The organism is Pannonibacter sp. CBAS1226 (genome assembly GCF_055685825.1).
This window is the reverse complement of record NZ_JBVOUO010000007.1, coordinates 78413-93482: the sequence shown is the minus strand read 5'-3', so window position 1 is coordinate 93482 and position 15070 is coordinate 78413. Positions and strand designations below refer to the sequence as shown.

Here is a 15070-nt window from a genome sequence, read left to right as displayed (position 1 = left end):
GGCATTAAGGAGGCCTGAATGACGAACAACGGTTTGACCGGACAGGATGTGTCCCGGCCAATGGGCCGGATCGCCAGAAAGGCTCGCGGCCTTGCCGCTGCCGTGCTGCTTGCTGCTGGAGGGATGATGCAGGCTGGCTCTGCGCTCGCGGATGCGGGCTTTCAGACGTGGGTCCGCAATTTCTGGCCGCAGGCACAGGCGGCAGGGATCAACAGCCAGACCTACAACGCCGTTTTCACCGGCATGACGCCGGATCCGGACACGGTGCGCCTGATGTCGCGCCAGTCCGAGTTCGTGAAGCCGGTGTGGGACTATCTCGAAAGCGCGGTTTCCCCCACGCGGATCGAGAATGGCCAGAAGATGCTGCGTGAGCATGCCGCCGTTCTGCGCGAGATCGAGGCCCGCTACGGCGTGCAGAAGGAAGTGGTTCTGGCCGTCTGGGGCATGGAAACCAACTACGGCAGCTTCATGGGCGGCCATGATGTGATCCGCGCGCTGGCGACGCTTGCCTATGAAGCGCCGCGCCGCCGTGAGTTCTGGCAGGGCGAGTTGGTCTCGGCCCTGGGCATCATTCAGGCCGGCCATGTGCGCCACAAGGACATGATCGGCTCCTGGGCCGGTGCCATGGGCCACACCCAGTTCATGCCGTCGAGCTGGAAGCGCTATGCTGCCGATTTCGATGGCGACGGCCGCCGCGATATCTGGACCTCCATTCCCGATGCGCTGGCTTCCACCGCCAATTACCTGAAGGAACACGGCTGGCAGCCGGGCAAGACCTGGGGCTATGAAGTCAGCCTGCCGCGCGGTTTCGATTATTCGCTGGCGGACGACACCACCTCCAAGACGCTGGCCGAATGGTCGCGGCTTGGTGTCGTGCGGCCCAACGGCCGCGGCTTCCCGCGTGCCGATGACACCGCCGTGCTGGTGCTGCCGGCCGGGGCGGCTGGTCCGAGCTTCCTGATGCTGAAGAACTTCTCGGTCATCAAACGCTACAACAACGCGACTGCCTATGCGCTGGCCGTTGGCCATCTGGCCGACCGGATCCGGGGCGGCGATGCCTTTGCCGGGGGCTGGGCGCGGGAGCACCTGCCGCTCAACAAGGACCAGACCATGCAGCTGCAGGCAGCCCTCAACCGCAAGGGCTTCCAGGCCGGTGAGCCGGATGGCCTGGCAGGCCCGGCCACACGCCGCGCCATCCGCGCCTTCCAGAAGTCGCGCGGCCTGATCCCGGATGGCTATGCCTCGGTCATGCTGCTGTCCAGGATCGGCAGCGGCAGCTAATACCAAGGCTTTCGATGCTGACGCATCACGCCTTGAAAATGCTCAAGCACCGTACGGGCTTGACCAACTCTCGATGAGCCGAACTCATCGAGAGTTGGTGTAGCACTTCCGGAGCGGCGCCGGATTGCCTATAGTCTGACCTTGTTCAGTCAGATGGAGGTTTCCGGGTGCCGCTTCTTTCGTTCAGGATGCGCTGGCTTGCCATTCTCCTTGCAGCTCTGGTTGTTCTGCCGGTGCTGCAGGGGGCTGTGCTGGCGCAGGGGCGCCCCATTCCGCCTCCCCCTTCCGAAGATGGCTTCAACCCGCTGCGCCCGCTCATGCGCCTGTTCGGTGTGTCCCGGCCCGAGGTGCGGGTGCAGGAAGCCAAGCCTGTGGTGCGCAAGAAAGCCCCTGCCGCCCCCAGCAATACCCCTCCCAAAGTCGTGGAAGCGCCGAAGGAGCCGGATGCAGGTGTTGTGCTCGTGCTCGGCGGGCCAACGGCCGCAGCCCTTGCCGAAGGGCTGACTTCAATATTTGCACAGAAGCCGATGATCCGGGTTGAGCTTCTCACAGAGACGCCTGCGGCCTCACCGGCCGCGTCCCCCGAAGGCGGCACCGGGGCGGCACAGCCGGCCGTCCGGCCTGACGGCCTGATGGGAGAGCCGGACCCGGCGTGGACGGAACGGGCGGTCTCGCGCATCCGCGGCGGCGGCGTCAAGGCGGTCGTGGCTGTCTTCGGCTATGCCGATCTCAAGGATCTGCCGCAGCCGGATGGCGGTCTGGTGCCCTTCGGCAGCGATGCCTTCAAGGCGGAATACCGCAAGAAGCTGCACGCCCTGGCGCTGGCCATGCGGCAGGAGCGCAAGCCCCTGCTGCTGGTGGGCCTGCCACCGACCGAAGCCGCCCGGCTTGATCCCGGCTTTACGCTGATCAACGACCTGCTTCAGAGCGAAGCCGCCATGACCCGTTCAACCTATGTGGACATCTGGAAGATGTTCCTGGATGACAACGAGGCCTATACCGCCTTCGGGCCGGATGTGGACGGCCAGCGCCGCCGCCTGCGCGCCAATGATGGCGTCGGCTTCACCTGGGCCGGGGCCCGCAAGGTGGCGTTTTTCGTCGAGCGGGAGCTTGCCCGTGTGCTTGGCGGCTATGGCGGGCTCGCCTTTGAAGGCGTGGCGGACGATCCGAACTTTATCGTCCTGACCGGACGCGCCCTGTCGGCAGAGGACCATCTGGCGGGCGATGCCAACGAACCCCAGATCCTGCCTCCGGTGGAAACCGAAGCCGCCGCCCGCCTCGCCCGCAAGTTCCTGGCCACAGGCGACACCGGCGCGCCCACTCCCGGCCGCGTGGATTTCACGGGTGCTGTGCCGAATTGACGGGGGCATTCCGGGGTCTGGCGCTCTGAAGGCCGGCTCTGTCCCGGTGTCAGTTGCGGCAGCCTTTGAACAAGGCCGCCGGTTGCCGCAACCCGCTGGAGCCTGAGGTCACCAGCTGCGCCGGCAGCTGCTATCTGGCCAGCTTGTAGCGTTCGGCAGGCTTGCCATCAAACATCGCCTGCAACAGCCTGCCGGACAGAGCAACGTAGTCCGACAGCAGAGACGTGTCGTGCAGCGACGGTGCGGTGATGGTTTCCCCTTGTTCGAGGCCTGAGAGCGCCGCATCGACACAATCCTCCGTGGTCATGACGATTGCCTCCGGCAGAGGCTCAAGGTCTGCGCCTCCGGCGACTTCCCAGCCTTCGGAAATGACCGCACCGGGCAGCACCAGCTGCACCCTGACCGAAGTGCCTTCGGCTTCGTGCTGCAGGCTCTGGGTGAAGAGGAACACATAGGCCTTGGTGGAGCCGTAAACAGGAATGCCGGGATAGGGGCTGAAACCGGCGCCGGACCCGATATTGACAATCGTTCCGGCATTGCGGCCCTTGAACGCCGCGAGCGCGGCTTTCGACAGGGCGGTCAGGGCCGTAATGTTCAGGGCGATCATGCTCTCGATTGTGGCATCAGGTGTCTGTGTGAGAGGCTTCAGAGCGGAGAAGCCGGCATTGTTGATGACAAGTGAAATGGAAGGATCATCCGACAGGAGCTGCGTCACCGCAGAGACCCCTTCAGCGGTGGTGAGATCGGCGGCCAGCGCCCTGGCGGAAACCGGGAACCGTTGCTGCAGATCCCCGGCAATATGCTGCAAGCGGTCCTGCCGCCGGGCAACCAGCACGAGGTCATATCCGCGCGCCGCAAGACGCTCGGCATAGACTTTGCCGATCCCGGAGGACGCTCCGGTCACGATGGCTGTTCCGGGTTTCTTGAGGTTTGAATGTGTCAAGGCGATTTTCCTTATGAGGATGACGAATTGCCTCAACACAGGTATATATCGTGTACTAAGTGTCAATTACGCACTTAATGTATCCTAGGTATCGTCAAGGAAACCGGATGTCCTATACAGAAGAGCGTGTTCTCGAAACACTTCCTGGCGTCAGGCCGGTGCTCGAACAAATAGCCCACAAGTGGTCTATTCTGATCCTGACCTTTCTCTGCGAGGAGCCGAAGCGCTTCAATGCTCTCAAGCGCCGCCTCGACGGGATTACCCAGAAGGCGCTGACTGAGGCGCTGCGCAAGCTGGAAAGAAACGGGCTGGTGCAGCGGACGGTGACAGCCACGTCGCCGGTTGCCGTCGAATATTCGATCACGCCGCTGGGCCGGACGCTGCAGGATCCATTTCTAGCTCTTTATGATTGGGCCGTTGCGCATCAAGGCGATCTTGCCGCTGCACAGGAGCGGTTTGACACGAAGCCTTAGACGGCTTGCGGCGGGGCTGGCCGCGCAGGACCGGACGGTGGCGGCCCCGGCCGGAGAGTGGGCCTTATCCCAAAACAAAAAGAGCGGCCCGGGGGCCGCTCCTGGGGATTGCGCTGTTCCGCCTGCTGCTCAACGGGGCAGGTTGGAGGAGCCGGTGAGGAATTCGTCCACGGCGCGGGCGGCCTGGCGGCCTTCGCGGATGGCCCAGACGACCAGCGACTGGCCACGGCGGACGTCGCCGGCGGCAAAGACGTTGGCATAGCTCGTCTTGTAGTCCTCGGTGTTGGCCTTCACGTTGGTGCGGCCATCCAGCTCCAGCTTGCCGTCCAGCTCGGCGATGAAGGTGTCGAGGCGCGGGCCGGAGAAGCCGATGGCGGCCATCACCAGATCAGCGCGCAGGATGAACTCCGTGCCGGGGATCGGCTTGCGCTTTTCGTCCACGCGGGCGCACTTGACGCCGACGATGTGCCCGTCCTCGCCGACGAGGCCCAGGGTCGCAGCGGAGAATTCACGCTCGGCGCCTTCGGCCTGCGAAGAAGAGGTGCGGAACTTCGTCGGCCAGTAGGGCCACACGGTCAGCTTGTCTTCCTTCAGCGGCGGGATCGGGCGGATGTCGAGCTGGGTCACCGACAGGGCGCCCTGACGGAAGGCCGTGCCGACGCAGTCGGAGGCGGTGTCGCCGCCGCCGATGACGACCACATGCTTGCCCGCAGCCCAGATCGGGGCCTCGCCGGAGACATCCTCGCCGCCGACGCGGCGGTTCTGCTGGACCAGATAGTCCATGGCCCAGTGGCAGCCTTCCAGCTCCATGCCGGAGACGCCCGGATCCCGCGGACGCTCGGCACCGGCGCAGATGATCACGGCGTCATGGCGCTCGGACAGCTCTTCCATGGTGACGGTGACACCGACGTTGACGCCATAGTGGAAGGTGACGCCTTCTTCTTCCAGCTGCTTGACGCGCAGGTCGATGTGGCGCTTTTCCATCTTGAAGTCCGGGATGCCATAGCGCAGCAGGCCGCCGGCCTTGGGCTCGCGCTCATAGACATGCACCGTGTGCCCGGCGCGGGCCAGCTGCTGGGCAGCGGCCATGCCGGCCGGGCCGGAGCCGATGACGGCAACGGTCTTGCCGGTCTTGGTGGCGGAGGGTTCGGCGCGGATCCAGCCTTCCTTCCAGCCCTTGTCGGCAATCGCCTGCTCAACCGTCTTGATGTTGACCGGGGCGTCCTCGAGGTTCAGCGTGCAGGCCTCCTCGCACGGGGCGGGGCAGACGCGGCCGGTGAACTCCGGGAAGTTGTTGGTCGAATGCAGGTTGCGCAGCGCCAGTTCCCAGTCGCCCTGATAGACCAGATCGTTCCAGTCCGGGATCTGGTTGTGCACGGGGCAGCCGGTGGGGCCGTGGCAATAGGGGATGCCGCAATCCATGCAGCGGGCCGCCTGACGCTCGACCTCGCCCTGGTTCAGCGGCAGGGTGAACTCGCGGAAATGGCGGATGCGGTCGGATGCCGGCTGGTACTTCTGCTCCTGCCGGTCGATTTCCATAAATCCGGTGACCTTGCCCAAGGTGACCTCCTCAAAACTCGTTTCGTCCTCAGCCGCCTCGACCGTTCGTCCGGGAGACGGCGCTGTTGCCGGGTGGTGCCGGCCCTCAGCGTGTGCCGCGAGGGCCGGGCGCAGGTGGCGGGCTTATTCCGCCGCCACCATGCCGAGCCGTTTTTCTTCCATCTCGCGCAAGGCCCGGCGGTACTCGACGGGCATCACCTTGACGAATTTCGGCCTGTACACATCCCAGGCATCCAGGATCGCCTGAGCCTTGGTGGAGCCGGTGTGGGCCACATGGTTGAGCAGGAGCTGGCGCAGGCGCTCGTCGTCGTGGCGGGTCATGTCGCCCGTCACGTCCACGCGGCCCTTGTGCTCGATGTCGCCGCCATGGTGGTGCAGCTTCTCCAGCAGGTCGTCTTCCTCGGCCACCGGCTCGATATCGACCATGGCAAGGTTGCAGCGGGAGGAGAAGTTGCCTTCCTCATCCAGCACATAGGCGATGCCGCCCGACATGCCGGCTGCAAAGTTGCGTCCGGTCTGGCCGATGACGACGACGATGCCGCCGGTCATGTATTCGCAGCCGTGGTCACCTACGCCCTCGACCACCGCAATCGCACCGGAGTTGCGCACGGCGAAACGCTCGCCCGCAACGCCGCGGAAGTAGCACTCACCCTCGGTCGCGCCGTAAAGCACGGTGTTGCCGACGATGATGGACTCTTCCGGCACGATCCGTGCCTTGTCCGAGGGACGCACGATGATCTTGCCGCCCGACAGGCCCTTGCCGACGTAGTCGTTGGCATCGCCCCGCAGTTCCATGGTGATGCCGCGGGCGAGGAAGGCGCCGAAGGCCTGACCGGCAGTGCCCTTCAGGTTGATCTTCAACGTATCCGCCGCCAGGCCCTTGTGGCCGTAGCGCTTGGCCACTTCGCCCGAGAGCATGGCACCGGCAGACCGGTCGACCGAGCAGATGGTCTCCTCGACGATGGTCGGCGTCTTGTCTTCCAGCGCCGGACGGGCGGCCGCGATGAGGCGGCGGTCCAGAATATCCGTGATCGGATGCTCCTGGCGCTGGGTCCAGCGGGTCTCTTCGGGCGTTGCCTCGGGCTGGAAGAAGATGCGGCCGAAGTCGAGGCCCTTCGCCTTCCAGTGGTCGATGGCGGTTTCCTTGTCGAGGAAGTCGGAGCGGCCGATGATCTCGTTGAGGTCGGCAACGCCGAGAGAGGCCATCAGCTCGCGCAGTTCTTCCGCGACGAAGAAGAAGTAGTTGATCACGTGCTCCGGCGTGCCCTTGAAGCGCTTGCGCAGCACCGGATCCTGGGTGGCAATGCCAACCGGGCAGGTGTTGAGGTGGCACTTGCGCATCATCAGGCAGCCTGCGGCGATCAGCGGCGCGGTGGCAAAGCCGAACTCGTCCGCACCCAGCAGGGCGCCGATGAGCACGTCACGGCCGGTCTTCAGGCCGCCGTCCACCTGCAGCGCCACGCGGGAGCGCAGGCCGTTGAGCACCAGCGTCTGCTGGGTTTCGGCAAGGCCGATTTCCCAGGGGCTGCCGGCATGCTTGATCGAGGTCAGCGGCGAAGCGCCGGTGCCGCCGTCATAGCCGGAGATCGTGATGTGGTCGGCGCGGGCCTTGGCAACGCCTGCGGCCACCGTGCCCACACCCACTTCCGACACCAGCTTCACGGAGATGTCGGCTTCCGGGTTCACGTTCTTCAGGTCGTAGATCAGCTGCGCCAGATCTTCGATCGAGTAGATGTCATGGTGCGGCGGGGGCGAAATCAGGCCCACGCCCGGGGTCGAGTGACGCACCTTGGCGATGACCGCATCCACCTTGTGACCCGGCAGCTGGCCGCCTTCACCGGGCTTGGCGCCCTGGGCCACCTTGATCTGCAGCATGTCGGCATTGACCAGATATTCGGTGGTGACACCGAAACGGCCGGAGGCGATCTGCTTGATGGCCGAGCGCTGCGGGTTCATCGAGCCATCCGGCAGCGGCTTGAAGCGCTCGGCTTCCTCGCCGCCTTCACCGGTGTTCGACTTGCCGCCGATCTTGTTCATGGCAATGGCGAGCGAGGTATGCGCCTCGCGGCTGATCGAGCCGAAGGACATGGCGCCGGTGACGAAGCGGCGGACGATCTTCTCGGCCGGTTCCACCTCGCCGATGGAGATGGGCTTGCGGCCCAGCTCTTCCGCGCTCTTGATGCGGAACATGCCGCGGATCGAGAAGCGGCCGGTTTCCTTGTTGGAAAGCTCGGCGAACTCCCGGTACTTGTCCGGCAGGTTGCCGCGCACGGCGTGCTGCAGGGTGGCGATGGAATCCGGCGTCCACATGTGGCTCTCGCCACGGATGCGGTAGGCATATTCACCGCCCACTTCCAGCGACCGGCGCAGGATGGCGACATCCTCGAAGGCCATCTGGTGGCGCATGACGGTTTCCTGCGCCACTTCCTTCAGGCCGATGCCTTCGATGGTCGTCGCCGTGCCGAAGAAGTACTTCTCGACGAAGGCGGAGGACAGGCCGATGGCGTCGAAGATCTGCGCACCGCAATAGGACTGGTAGGTCGAGATGCCCATCTTGGACATGACCTTGAGGATGCCCTTGTCGATGGACTTGATGTAGCGGTAGACCACTTCATCGGCATCGACTTCCTCGGGGAAGTCCATCTCGTGATGCATCGAGAGCAGGGTCTCGAAGGCGAGATACGGGTTGATCGCCTCGGCGCCGTAGCCGGCCAGCACGCAGAAGTGATGGATCTCGCGCGCCTCACCTGTCTCCACCACGAGGCCCACAGAGGTGCGCAGGCCCTTGCGGATCAGGTGATGGTGCACGGCCGCGGTGGCCAGCAGCGCCGGAATGGCGATGCGGGCGCGGCTGATCAGGCGGTCGGACAGGATGATGATGTTGTCACCATGCCGCACGGCCTTCTCGGCCCGCTGGCACAGTTCCTCCAGCGCATCCTCCATGCCCTCGGCGCCGCGAGCGGCGGAATAGGTGATGTCGAGCGTCTTGGCCGAGAAGTGGTTGTCCGCGATGTCGCCGATGCGGCGGATCTTTTCCAGATCCTCGTTGGTGAGGATCGGCTGGCGGACTTCCAGGCGCTTGGCGTGCGACAGGCCCTTGAGGTCAAACAGGTTCGGGCGCGGGCCGATGAAGGAGACGAGGCTCATCACCAGCTCTTCGCGGATCGGATCGATCGGCGGGTTCGTCACCTGCGCGAAGTTCTGCTTGAAGTAGGTGTAAAGCAGCTTCGACTTGTCGGAGAGCGCCGAAATCGGCGTGTCCGTGCCCATGGAGCCCACGGCTTCCTGACCCACGGTTGCCATCGGCTGCATCAAGAGCTTGATGTCTTCCTGGGTGTAGCCAAAGGCCTGCTGGCGGTCGAGGAGGCTTTCACCGGCCACCGGAGCGCGCTCGCGCACGCCCGGCATGTCCTCAAGCACGATCTGCGAGCGGTGCAGCCAGTCCTTGTAGGGGTTGGCAGTGGACAGCTGGCGCTTGATCTCGTCATCGGAGACGATGCGGCCTTCTTGCAGGTCGATCAGCAGCATCTTGCCCGGCTGCAGGCGCCACTTCTTGACGATCTTCTCGTCCGGGATCGGCAGAACGCCCACTTCCGAGGACATGATGACATACTCATCATCGGTGACGATGTAGCGGGCCGGACGCAGACCGTTGCGGTCCAGCGTCGCGCCGATCTGGCGGCCGTCGGTGAAGGCCACGGCGGCCGGGCCGTCCCACGGCTCCATGATGGCGGCGTGATAGGCGTAGAAGGCGCGGCGGTTCTCGTCCATCAGCGGGTTGCCGGCCCAGGCTTCCGGGATCAGCATCATCGCTGCATGGGCCAGCGAGTAGCCGCCCATGACGAGGAATTCCAGCGCGTTGTCGAAGCAGGCGGTGTCCGACTGGCCTTCGTAAGAGATCGGCCACAGCTTGGTGATGTCGTCGCCGAACAGCGGCGAGGACACGGACGCCTGACGGGCGGCCATCCAGTTGACGTTGCCGCGCAGGGTGTTGATCTCGCCGTTATGCGCCACCATGCGGTAGGGGTGGGCGAGATCCCAGGACGGGAACGTGTTGGTGGAGAAGCGCTGATGCACGAGCGCCAGGGCTGAGGTGAAGCGCTCGTCCTTCAGGTCCTTGTAATAGGCGCCCAGCTGATAGGCCAGGAACATGCCCTTGTAGACCAGCGTGCGGCTGGACATGGAGACCACATAGAAGCCGTGCTTCACCGCGTCGCTCTCGGCGCGCACGACATTCGAGATCACCTTGCGCAGGATGAACAGCCGGCGCTCGAAGGTGGTCTGGTCGATGCCCTCGGCTGCGCCAATGAAGAGCTGGCGGGAATAGGGCTCGGTGGCGGCAATGTCCGGTGCCTTCGACAGGGACGAGTTGTCGACCGGCACGTCACGCCAGCCGAGGACCTTCTGGCCTTCAGCCGCGACAACGCGCTCGACGATCTCCACGCACTTGGCACGCAGGGCCGCGTCCTGCGGCAGGAACAGGAAGCCGACGCCATACTGGCCCGGCTCCGGCAGGGTCACCCCTTGCGCCGACAGTTCGGCCTTGAAGAAGTCATGCGGGATCTGCACGAGCATGCCTGCGCCGTCGCCCATCAGCGGATCGGCGCCAACCGCACCGCGGTGGGTGAGGTTTTCAAGGATGTTCAGGCCGTCCGCGACGACCTTGTGCGATTTCTGGCCTTTGAGATGCGCAATGAAGCCGACGCCGCAGGCGTCGTGTTCGCGAGAAGGATTGTAGAGCCCTTTATCTGCCGCCTCGCGCAGACGCGTGGCGATAGTGGTCGCGGTGCGAGCTTTTTCCGCTCCCTCGCGCCCTGCTACGGCCATGGCTGTGCTGGTGGTCAGCTCACTCTTCATCATATGCGCCCTCACTGTAATCCAGTGTTTCCGCAGCCGTCCTCAGGTCGCATGTGCGCACCTTTCCCCTCTTGGGGGCAAGACACGCAGATCTCCCTCAGCCTGTGCCGCGGCTCTGTCGTAGTTTTAACGCTTCGCTTCCACAAAGCGAACCGTCTTCTGGCGAAAGCAAGCCTCCCGCTTCGCCGGTGATGCCCTTTTTCTGCCTGCCGCACGGGGCTGCAAGGCAGTCCGGAGCCTGTCCGCAGGTTCCCGCATGAGGTGCCGGTGTCTGTGGTGCCTCCCCCATATCCGGCGATTGCCGCGGATTGGCCACGGCCCAGCGAGTAACCTCGGGGCTCGAAAAAAGGGACAGTATTCCTGCCCTATTCCGAGCCGGGGGAACATGCCAGATTTCCCCCGGGGGGGCAAGACCGTTTATAAGGATTAAAATTCATTTTGTTTCGCCATTTGCAGCGCCAGGTTCATTTTCGGAACGGGCTGCGGCGGAATGAGCAACAAAGTTTCACGATTGCCGTTCACTCTCCCGGCATCAGCGCATGCCTCCGCCGTCACGGGGCTTTGATTTTCCCGCGTCAGGGGAAAGGAGCAGGATGCTGGTCATCCGCTACACGGCGCCATCGGGGGAGCCGGGACGGATGAAACGAGGTACGAAAATGAGCAAGACCTTTCTTTCTGCGGCAATGGTGGCCAGCGCTGTGGCGGCGGCGGTGGCTGGCGTGACTGCGCCGACAGAAGCTGGCGCACAGGCCAAGGAAAAATGCTACGGCGTGTCGCTCGCCGGCAAGAATGACTGCAAGGCCGGTCCGGGCACGACCTGCGCCGGCACGTCCACGGTCGACTATCAGGGTAACGCCTGGACGCTGGTGCCTGCAGGCACTTGCACGGAGATGAAGCTGCCGGATGGCCGCATGGGCTCGCTGACCGAGCTGGACCGCGATCTGCCGAAGTCCTGAGGCTGCAGGACTGGAATGCAGGATCAAGGCTTCCGGCGCGTGCCGCCGGAAGCCGCATTGCGGGGGAGCGATTGCCATCATGACAGGGCTGCAGGAGACGGCGGACCTCAGTTTCACCCTGCCGCAGCGCGGTGGGGCGGGGCTGAAGCCGGAGCATTACACCGAAATTCTTTCGCAGAAGCCCGATGTCGGCTTCTTCGAGATCCACGCGGAAAACTACATGGGCGCAGGCGGCGCGCCGCATCATTATCTGGAGCGGATCCGGGCGGACTATCCCATCTCGCTGCATGGCGTGGGTCTGTCGATCGGCGGCGATGGCCCGCTGGATGAAGCCCATCTTGCCCGGCTGAAGCATCTTTGCACACGCTATGAGCCAGCCTCCTTCTCCGAGCATCTGGCCTGGTCCAGCCATGACACCGTGTTCCTCAATGATCTGCTGCCGCTGCCCTACACACAGGCGCGGCTGGATGTGGTCTGCGACCATATTGACCGGGTGCAGGAGGTTCTGGGGCGGCGGATGCTGCTGGAAAACCCCTCTACCTATGTGGCCTTTGCCTCCAGTGAAATGGATGAACTGAGTTTTCTGGCCGGGATTGTCCGGCGCACCGGCTGCGGGCTGCTGCTGGATGTGAATAATGTTCACGTCTCAGCCGTCAATCACCGCCGCGATGCGCGGGACTATCTGTCGGCTTTTCCCATTGAACATGTGGGCGAGATTCATCTCGGTGGCCACGCGCCGGACACGGATGACGAGGGCGGGCCGCTGTTGATCGATGCCCACGACCGGGAGGTGGATGAAGCGGTCTGGAACCTCTTCGCGGATCTCATGGCGCGGACCGGCCCGCTGCCGGTGCTGATCGAGTGGGACAACAACGTGCCATCCTGGCCGGTGCTGCTGGGGCAGGTGCAGGAGGCGGAGCAGATCATGGCCCAACTTCGGCATGAGGCCCGGCCGCAGGGGCTGCTGCGTCATGGCTGAGCGGGCCTCTGTCTCCGGCGCAGACTTTGCGGCGGCGCTGATGCGGGCCGGCCTGCCGGTGCCGCAGGATGTGACCGGTCCGGACGGCGCCCCTGCGCCCAAGCGTTTCGGCGTTTACCGCAACAATGTCATCGTCAGCCTGACCGAGGCGCTGATGGCGACCTATCCGGCGCTGGTGCGGCTGCTGGGAGAAGAATATTTCCGGGCGCTCGCACGGCTTTATGTGAGCGCCGAGCCGCCGTCATCGCCCGTGCTTCTGACCTATGGCGGCAGCTTTGCCGGCTTCATTGCAGGGTTCCCGCCGCTGGCAGGCTATCCTTATCTGCCGGATGTGGCCCGGCTGGAATGGGCCTGGCTCGAGGCCTATCACGCGGCAGACCGGGCGCCGCTCGATCCGGCCCAGCTTGCCGCTGTGCCGCCGGAGCAGCTGGGCGCCTTGCGCTTCACGCTGCACCCGGCCTGCCGCCTGATTGTGTCGTCTTACCCGGTGCTGGATCTGGTCAGGGCCAACCGGTTCGAAGTTGACGGGGGCGTAGAGGTTGATCCGGGGCAGGGGCAGAGTGTACTCCTCACCCGGCCGGGCATTGACGTCATTCTTCACCCCTTGCTGGCGGGGGATGTGGCTTTTGTGGCGGCGCTGGCAGCTGGCGATGGTCTCGCAGAAGCCGCAGGCAGCGCGCTGACTGTTGATCCGGCCTTTGATCTTGCTACCGCCATTGGCCTGTTGCTGCGCAGCGGTGCAGCTTGTGAATGCCAAATTGACCTTGCGTAAATTTTATCCGGATGCACTCTAACACCAAGCCTTGCCACGCTGACGCATCACGCCCCGCAAAATGCTCAGACGCCGCACGGGCTTGGTATGACACCCGGAACTGTCCGGGAGGGACACAATGTTTGATTTCTTCATCCGTCTGTACAATGGCTTTTTCGCCGGGCTGGAACGGGCCAGCCACGGCTGGCTGATCGGCCTTGCCGGGCGCTTTGTCTTTGCCAGCGTGCTTCTGTTTTACTTCTGGAATTCCGCCCTCACCAAGATCGGGCCGGGCGTTCTGGGGTTCCTTCATCCGTCTGATGGCGCCTTTGCGCAGATCCTGCCGTCGATGATGGAAGCGGTGAGCTATGACACCAGCAAGCTCGCCTTCTTTCCCTATCATGTGATCGTCATTGCCGGGACCTGGGCCGAATTCATCCTGCCGGCGCTGATCACGATTGGTTTGTTCACCCGGGCGGCCAGCCTCGGCATGATCGGCTTCATCGCGGTCATGTCCTATGTGGATGTCTATCAGCTTGGGGCCGATGCAACGGCCATCGGCGCGATGTTTGACGGCAATCCCTCGTCGATGATTGCCGATCAGCGCCTGCTCTGGGGCTTCCTGCTGCTGGTGCTGACCATCTACGGGCCGGGGCGCTTCTCCGTTGACTGGGTCCTGCGCCGCGCGCTGGCCCGGCGGGCGCGATATTATTGAGAGCAGTTGCAAGGCACGGGCTGCGGCGGATAGTGTGACTGCATGATATTTGCCAGTGACAATTGGGCCGGTGCCAGCGCACCGGTCGCCGCCGCCCTCTCCCGCCATTCCACCGGGCTTGCTCCGGCCTATGGCGGCGATCCGCTGACGCTTTCGGTCAAGGCCCGCTTCAGCGAGCTTTTCGAATGTAACGTCGAGGTCTTCTTTGTGCCGACCGGCACGGCCGCCAACGCGCTGGCGCTCTCGGCCTATGCGAAGCCCGGCGGTGTGGTCTTTGCCCACGCCACGGCGCATGTGGCCAATGACGAGGGCAACGCGCCCGAGTTTCTGACCATGGGCCAGAAGATTCGCGGCCTTCCCGGTGCCAATGGCAAGTTGACGCCGGCTGTTCTCACAAATGCCATGGCCGAGCACCCGGATGGGGAGCTGAACAGCGGTCAGGTGGCCGGTCTCTCCCTGACCCAGGCAACCGAATGCGGCACCGTCTATACCGCGAAGGAAATCCGTGCTCTGGCCGATGTGGCCAAATCGCGCGGCATCGTTGTGCACATGGACGGCGCCCGCTTTGCCAATGCGCTGATCACCAGCGGCGGTTCGGCAGCGGACATTACCTGGCGCGCGGGCGTGGATGTTCTGTCCTTCGGCGGCACCAAGAACGGCTGCTGGTGTGCCGAGGCGGTGATCTTCTTCAATCCGGGCGAGGGCAGCCAGTTCCGCTATCTCAGCAAGCGGGCCGGGCATATCCTGTCGAAGAGCCGCTTTGTGGCGGCCCAGTTCGAGGGTTATCTGGAAGACGGCCACTGGCTGGACAATGCCCGCCATGCCAATGCCATGGCCCGCCGTCTGGCTGATGGCCTTGTCCGCTCCGGCTTTGCCCGGCTCGCCTGGCCGGTGGAGGCGAACGAGGTCTTCCCCGTGCTGCCCACCCATGTGATCAACCGGCTGAGGGCCGAAGGCGCCGTCATCCGCGAATGGCCGCCCGCCGGTCTTGAAGGCCACACCGCACCGGGCGCCGATGAAGCGCTGCTGCGGCTCGTCTGCTCCTTCGCCACGACGGAAGAGGAAGTCGAACGCTTTCTGGCACTGGCCGCCGGCTGATAGAGCCAGCGGAGCACTTTGCGCATCGTGTAGGATAATTTTTCCTCAGGCTTCGGATTTCTCTGCTCTTTTGGAAGTGTATTCTGCAATCCGGGT

General features: G+C 64.2%; 11 protein-coding genes. 8 read left to right on the top strand and 3 right to left on the bottom strand.

Annotated features, from left to right (window positions below; all coding sequences use genetic code 11):
- The first annotated feature begins 60 nt into the window (after positions 1-60).
- Positions 61-1281 carry a lytic murein transglycosylase gene (locus tag AC0CMF_RS18810; protein WP_374629550.1) on the top strand — a complete coding sequence of 407 codons (1221 nt, stop codon included), beginning with the start codon at positions 61-63 and terminating at the stop codon, positions 1279-1281.
- Between the two features lie 167 nt (positions 1282-1448).
- On the top strand, positions 1449-2642 hold the full coding sequence (locus tag AC0CMF_RS18805) for an SGNH/GDSL hydrolase family protein (protein WP_374629492.1): 1194 nt from the start codon (positions 1449-1451) through the stop codon (positions 2640-2642).
- Positions 2643-2772: 130 nt separating this feature from the next.
- On the opposite strand, the gene AC0CMF_RS18800 is transcribed toward AC0CMF_RS18805, so the two are convergent.
- Positions 2773-3585, bottom strand: coding sequence for an SDR family NAD(P)-dependent oxidoreductase (locus AC0CMF_RS18800; RefSeq protein WP_374629491.1), 813 nt, complete (start codon positions 3583-3585; stop codon positions 2773-2775).
- Positions 3586-3692: 107 nt separating this feature from the next.
- Between AC0CMF_RS18800 and AC0CMF_RS18795 the strand changes: the two genes are divergently transcribed.
- The gene (locus tag AC0CMF_RS18795) at positions 3693-4058 is read left to right on the top strand and encodes a winged helix-turn-helix transcriptional regulator (RefSeq protein WP_050472414.1); all 366 of its coding nucleotides are present in this window, start codon (positions 3693-3695) and stop codon (positions 4056-4058) included.
- Positions 4059-4187: 129 nt separating this feature from the next.
- Here the strand turns inward: AC0CMF_RS18795 and AC0CMF_RS18790 are convergent, their stop codons facing one another.
- Together AC0CMF_RS18790 and gltB are read right to left on the bottom strand one after the other, a co-directional pair.
- Positions 4188-5618 carry a glutamate synthase subunit beta gene (locus AC0CMF_RS18790; protein WP_058898749.1) on the bottom strand — a complete coding sequence of 477 codons (1431 nt, stop codon included), beginning with the start codon at positions 5616-5618 and terminating at the stop codon, positions 4188-4190.
- A 123-nt stretch (positions 5619-5741) separates the two neighbouring features.
- Positions 5742-10478: a glutamate synthase large subunit gene (gene gltB / locus AC0CMF_RS18785; RefSeq protein WP_472482418.1), complete on the bottom strand. Its 4737-nt coding sequence runs from the start codon at positions 10476-10478 to the stop codon at positions 5742-5744.
- 653 nt (positions 10479-11131) lie between these two features.
- On the opposite strand from gltB, the gene AC0CMF_RS18780 reads away from it, so the two are divergent.
- The 5 genes from AC0CMF_RS18780 (at position 11132) to AC0CMF_RS18760 (ending at position 14974) form a co-directional block, all read left to right on the top strand.
- Positions 11132-11431 (top strand): BufA1 family periplasmic bufferin-type metallophore, encoded by a 300-nt coding sequence (locus AC0CMF_RS18780; protein ID WP_050472425.1) that lies wholly within the window; start codon positions 11132-11134, stop codon positions 11429-11431.
- Between the two features lie 79 nt (positions 11432-11510).
- A complete protein-coding gene (bufB, locus tag AC0CMF_RS18775) occupies positions 11511-12410 on the top strand; it encodes an MNIO family bufferin maturase (protein ID WP_472482417.1) in 900 nt (299 codons plus the stop codon).
- Positions 12403-13182, top strand: coding sequence for an HvfC/BufC family peptide modification chaperone (locus AC0CMF_RS18770; RefSeq protein ID WP_472482416.1), 780 nt, complete (start codon positions 12403-12405; stop codon positions 13180-13182). The genes bufB and AC0CMF_RS18770 overlap by 8 nt, the downstream gene beginning before the upstream one ends.
- A 118-nt stretch (positions 13183-13300) precedes the next feature.
- Positions 13301-13876 (top strand): DoxX family membrane protein, encoded by a 576-nt coding sequence (locus AC0CMF_RS18765; RefSeq protein WP_058898753.1) that lies wholly within the window; start codon positions 13301-13303, stop codon positions 13874-13876.
- Between the two features lie 42 nt (positions 13877-13918).
- The gene (locus AC0CMF_RS18760) at positions 13919-14974 is read left to right on the top strand and encodes a threonine aldolase family protein (RefSeq protein ID WP_094463545.1); all 1056 of its coding nucleotides are present in this window, start codon (positions 13919-13921) and stop codon (positions 14972-14974) included.
- Positions 14975-15070: the final 96 nt, after the last annotated feature.

Bases quoted from the DNA above. Each gene is read 5' to 3' on its own strand.
- AC0CMF_RS18810 (WP_374629550.1), top strand. From the start codon at position 61: ATGGGCCGGATCGCCAGAAAGGCTCGCGGCCTTGCCGCTGCCGTGCTG.
- AC0CMF_RS18795 (WP_050472414.1), top strand. From the start codon at position 3,693: ATGTCCTATACAGAAGAGCGTGTTCTCGAAACACTTCCTGGCGTCAGG.
- gltB (WP_472482418.1), bottom strand. From the start codon at position 10,478: ATGATGAAGAGTGAGCTGACCACCAGCACAGCCATGGCCGTAGCAGGG.
- AC0CMF_RS18780 (WP_050472425.1), top strand. From the start codon at position 11,132: ATGAGCAAGACCTTTCTTTCTGCGGCAATGGTGGCCAGCGCTGTGGCG.
- bufB (WP_472482417.1), top strand. From the start codon at position 11,511: ATGACAGGGCTGCAGGAGACGGCGGACCTCAGTTTCACCCTGCCGCAG.
- AC0CMF_RS18770 (WP_472482416.1), top strand. From the start codon at position 12,403: ATGGCTGAGCGGGCCTCTGTCTCCGGCGCAGACTTTGCGGCGGCGCTG.
- AC0CMF_RS18765 (WP_058898753.1), top strand. From the start codon at position 13,301: ATGTTTGATTTCTTCATCCGTCTGTACAATGGCTTTTTCGCCGGGCTG.
- AC0CMF_RS18760 (WP_094463545.1), top strand. From the start codon at position 13,919: ATGATATTTGCCAGTGACAATTGGGCCGGTGCCAGCGCACCGGTCGCC.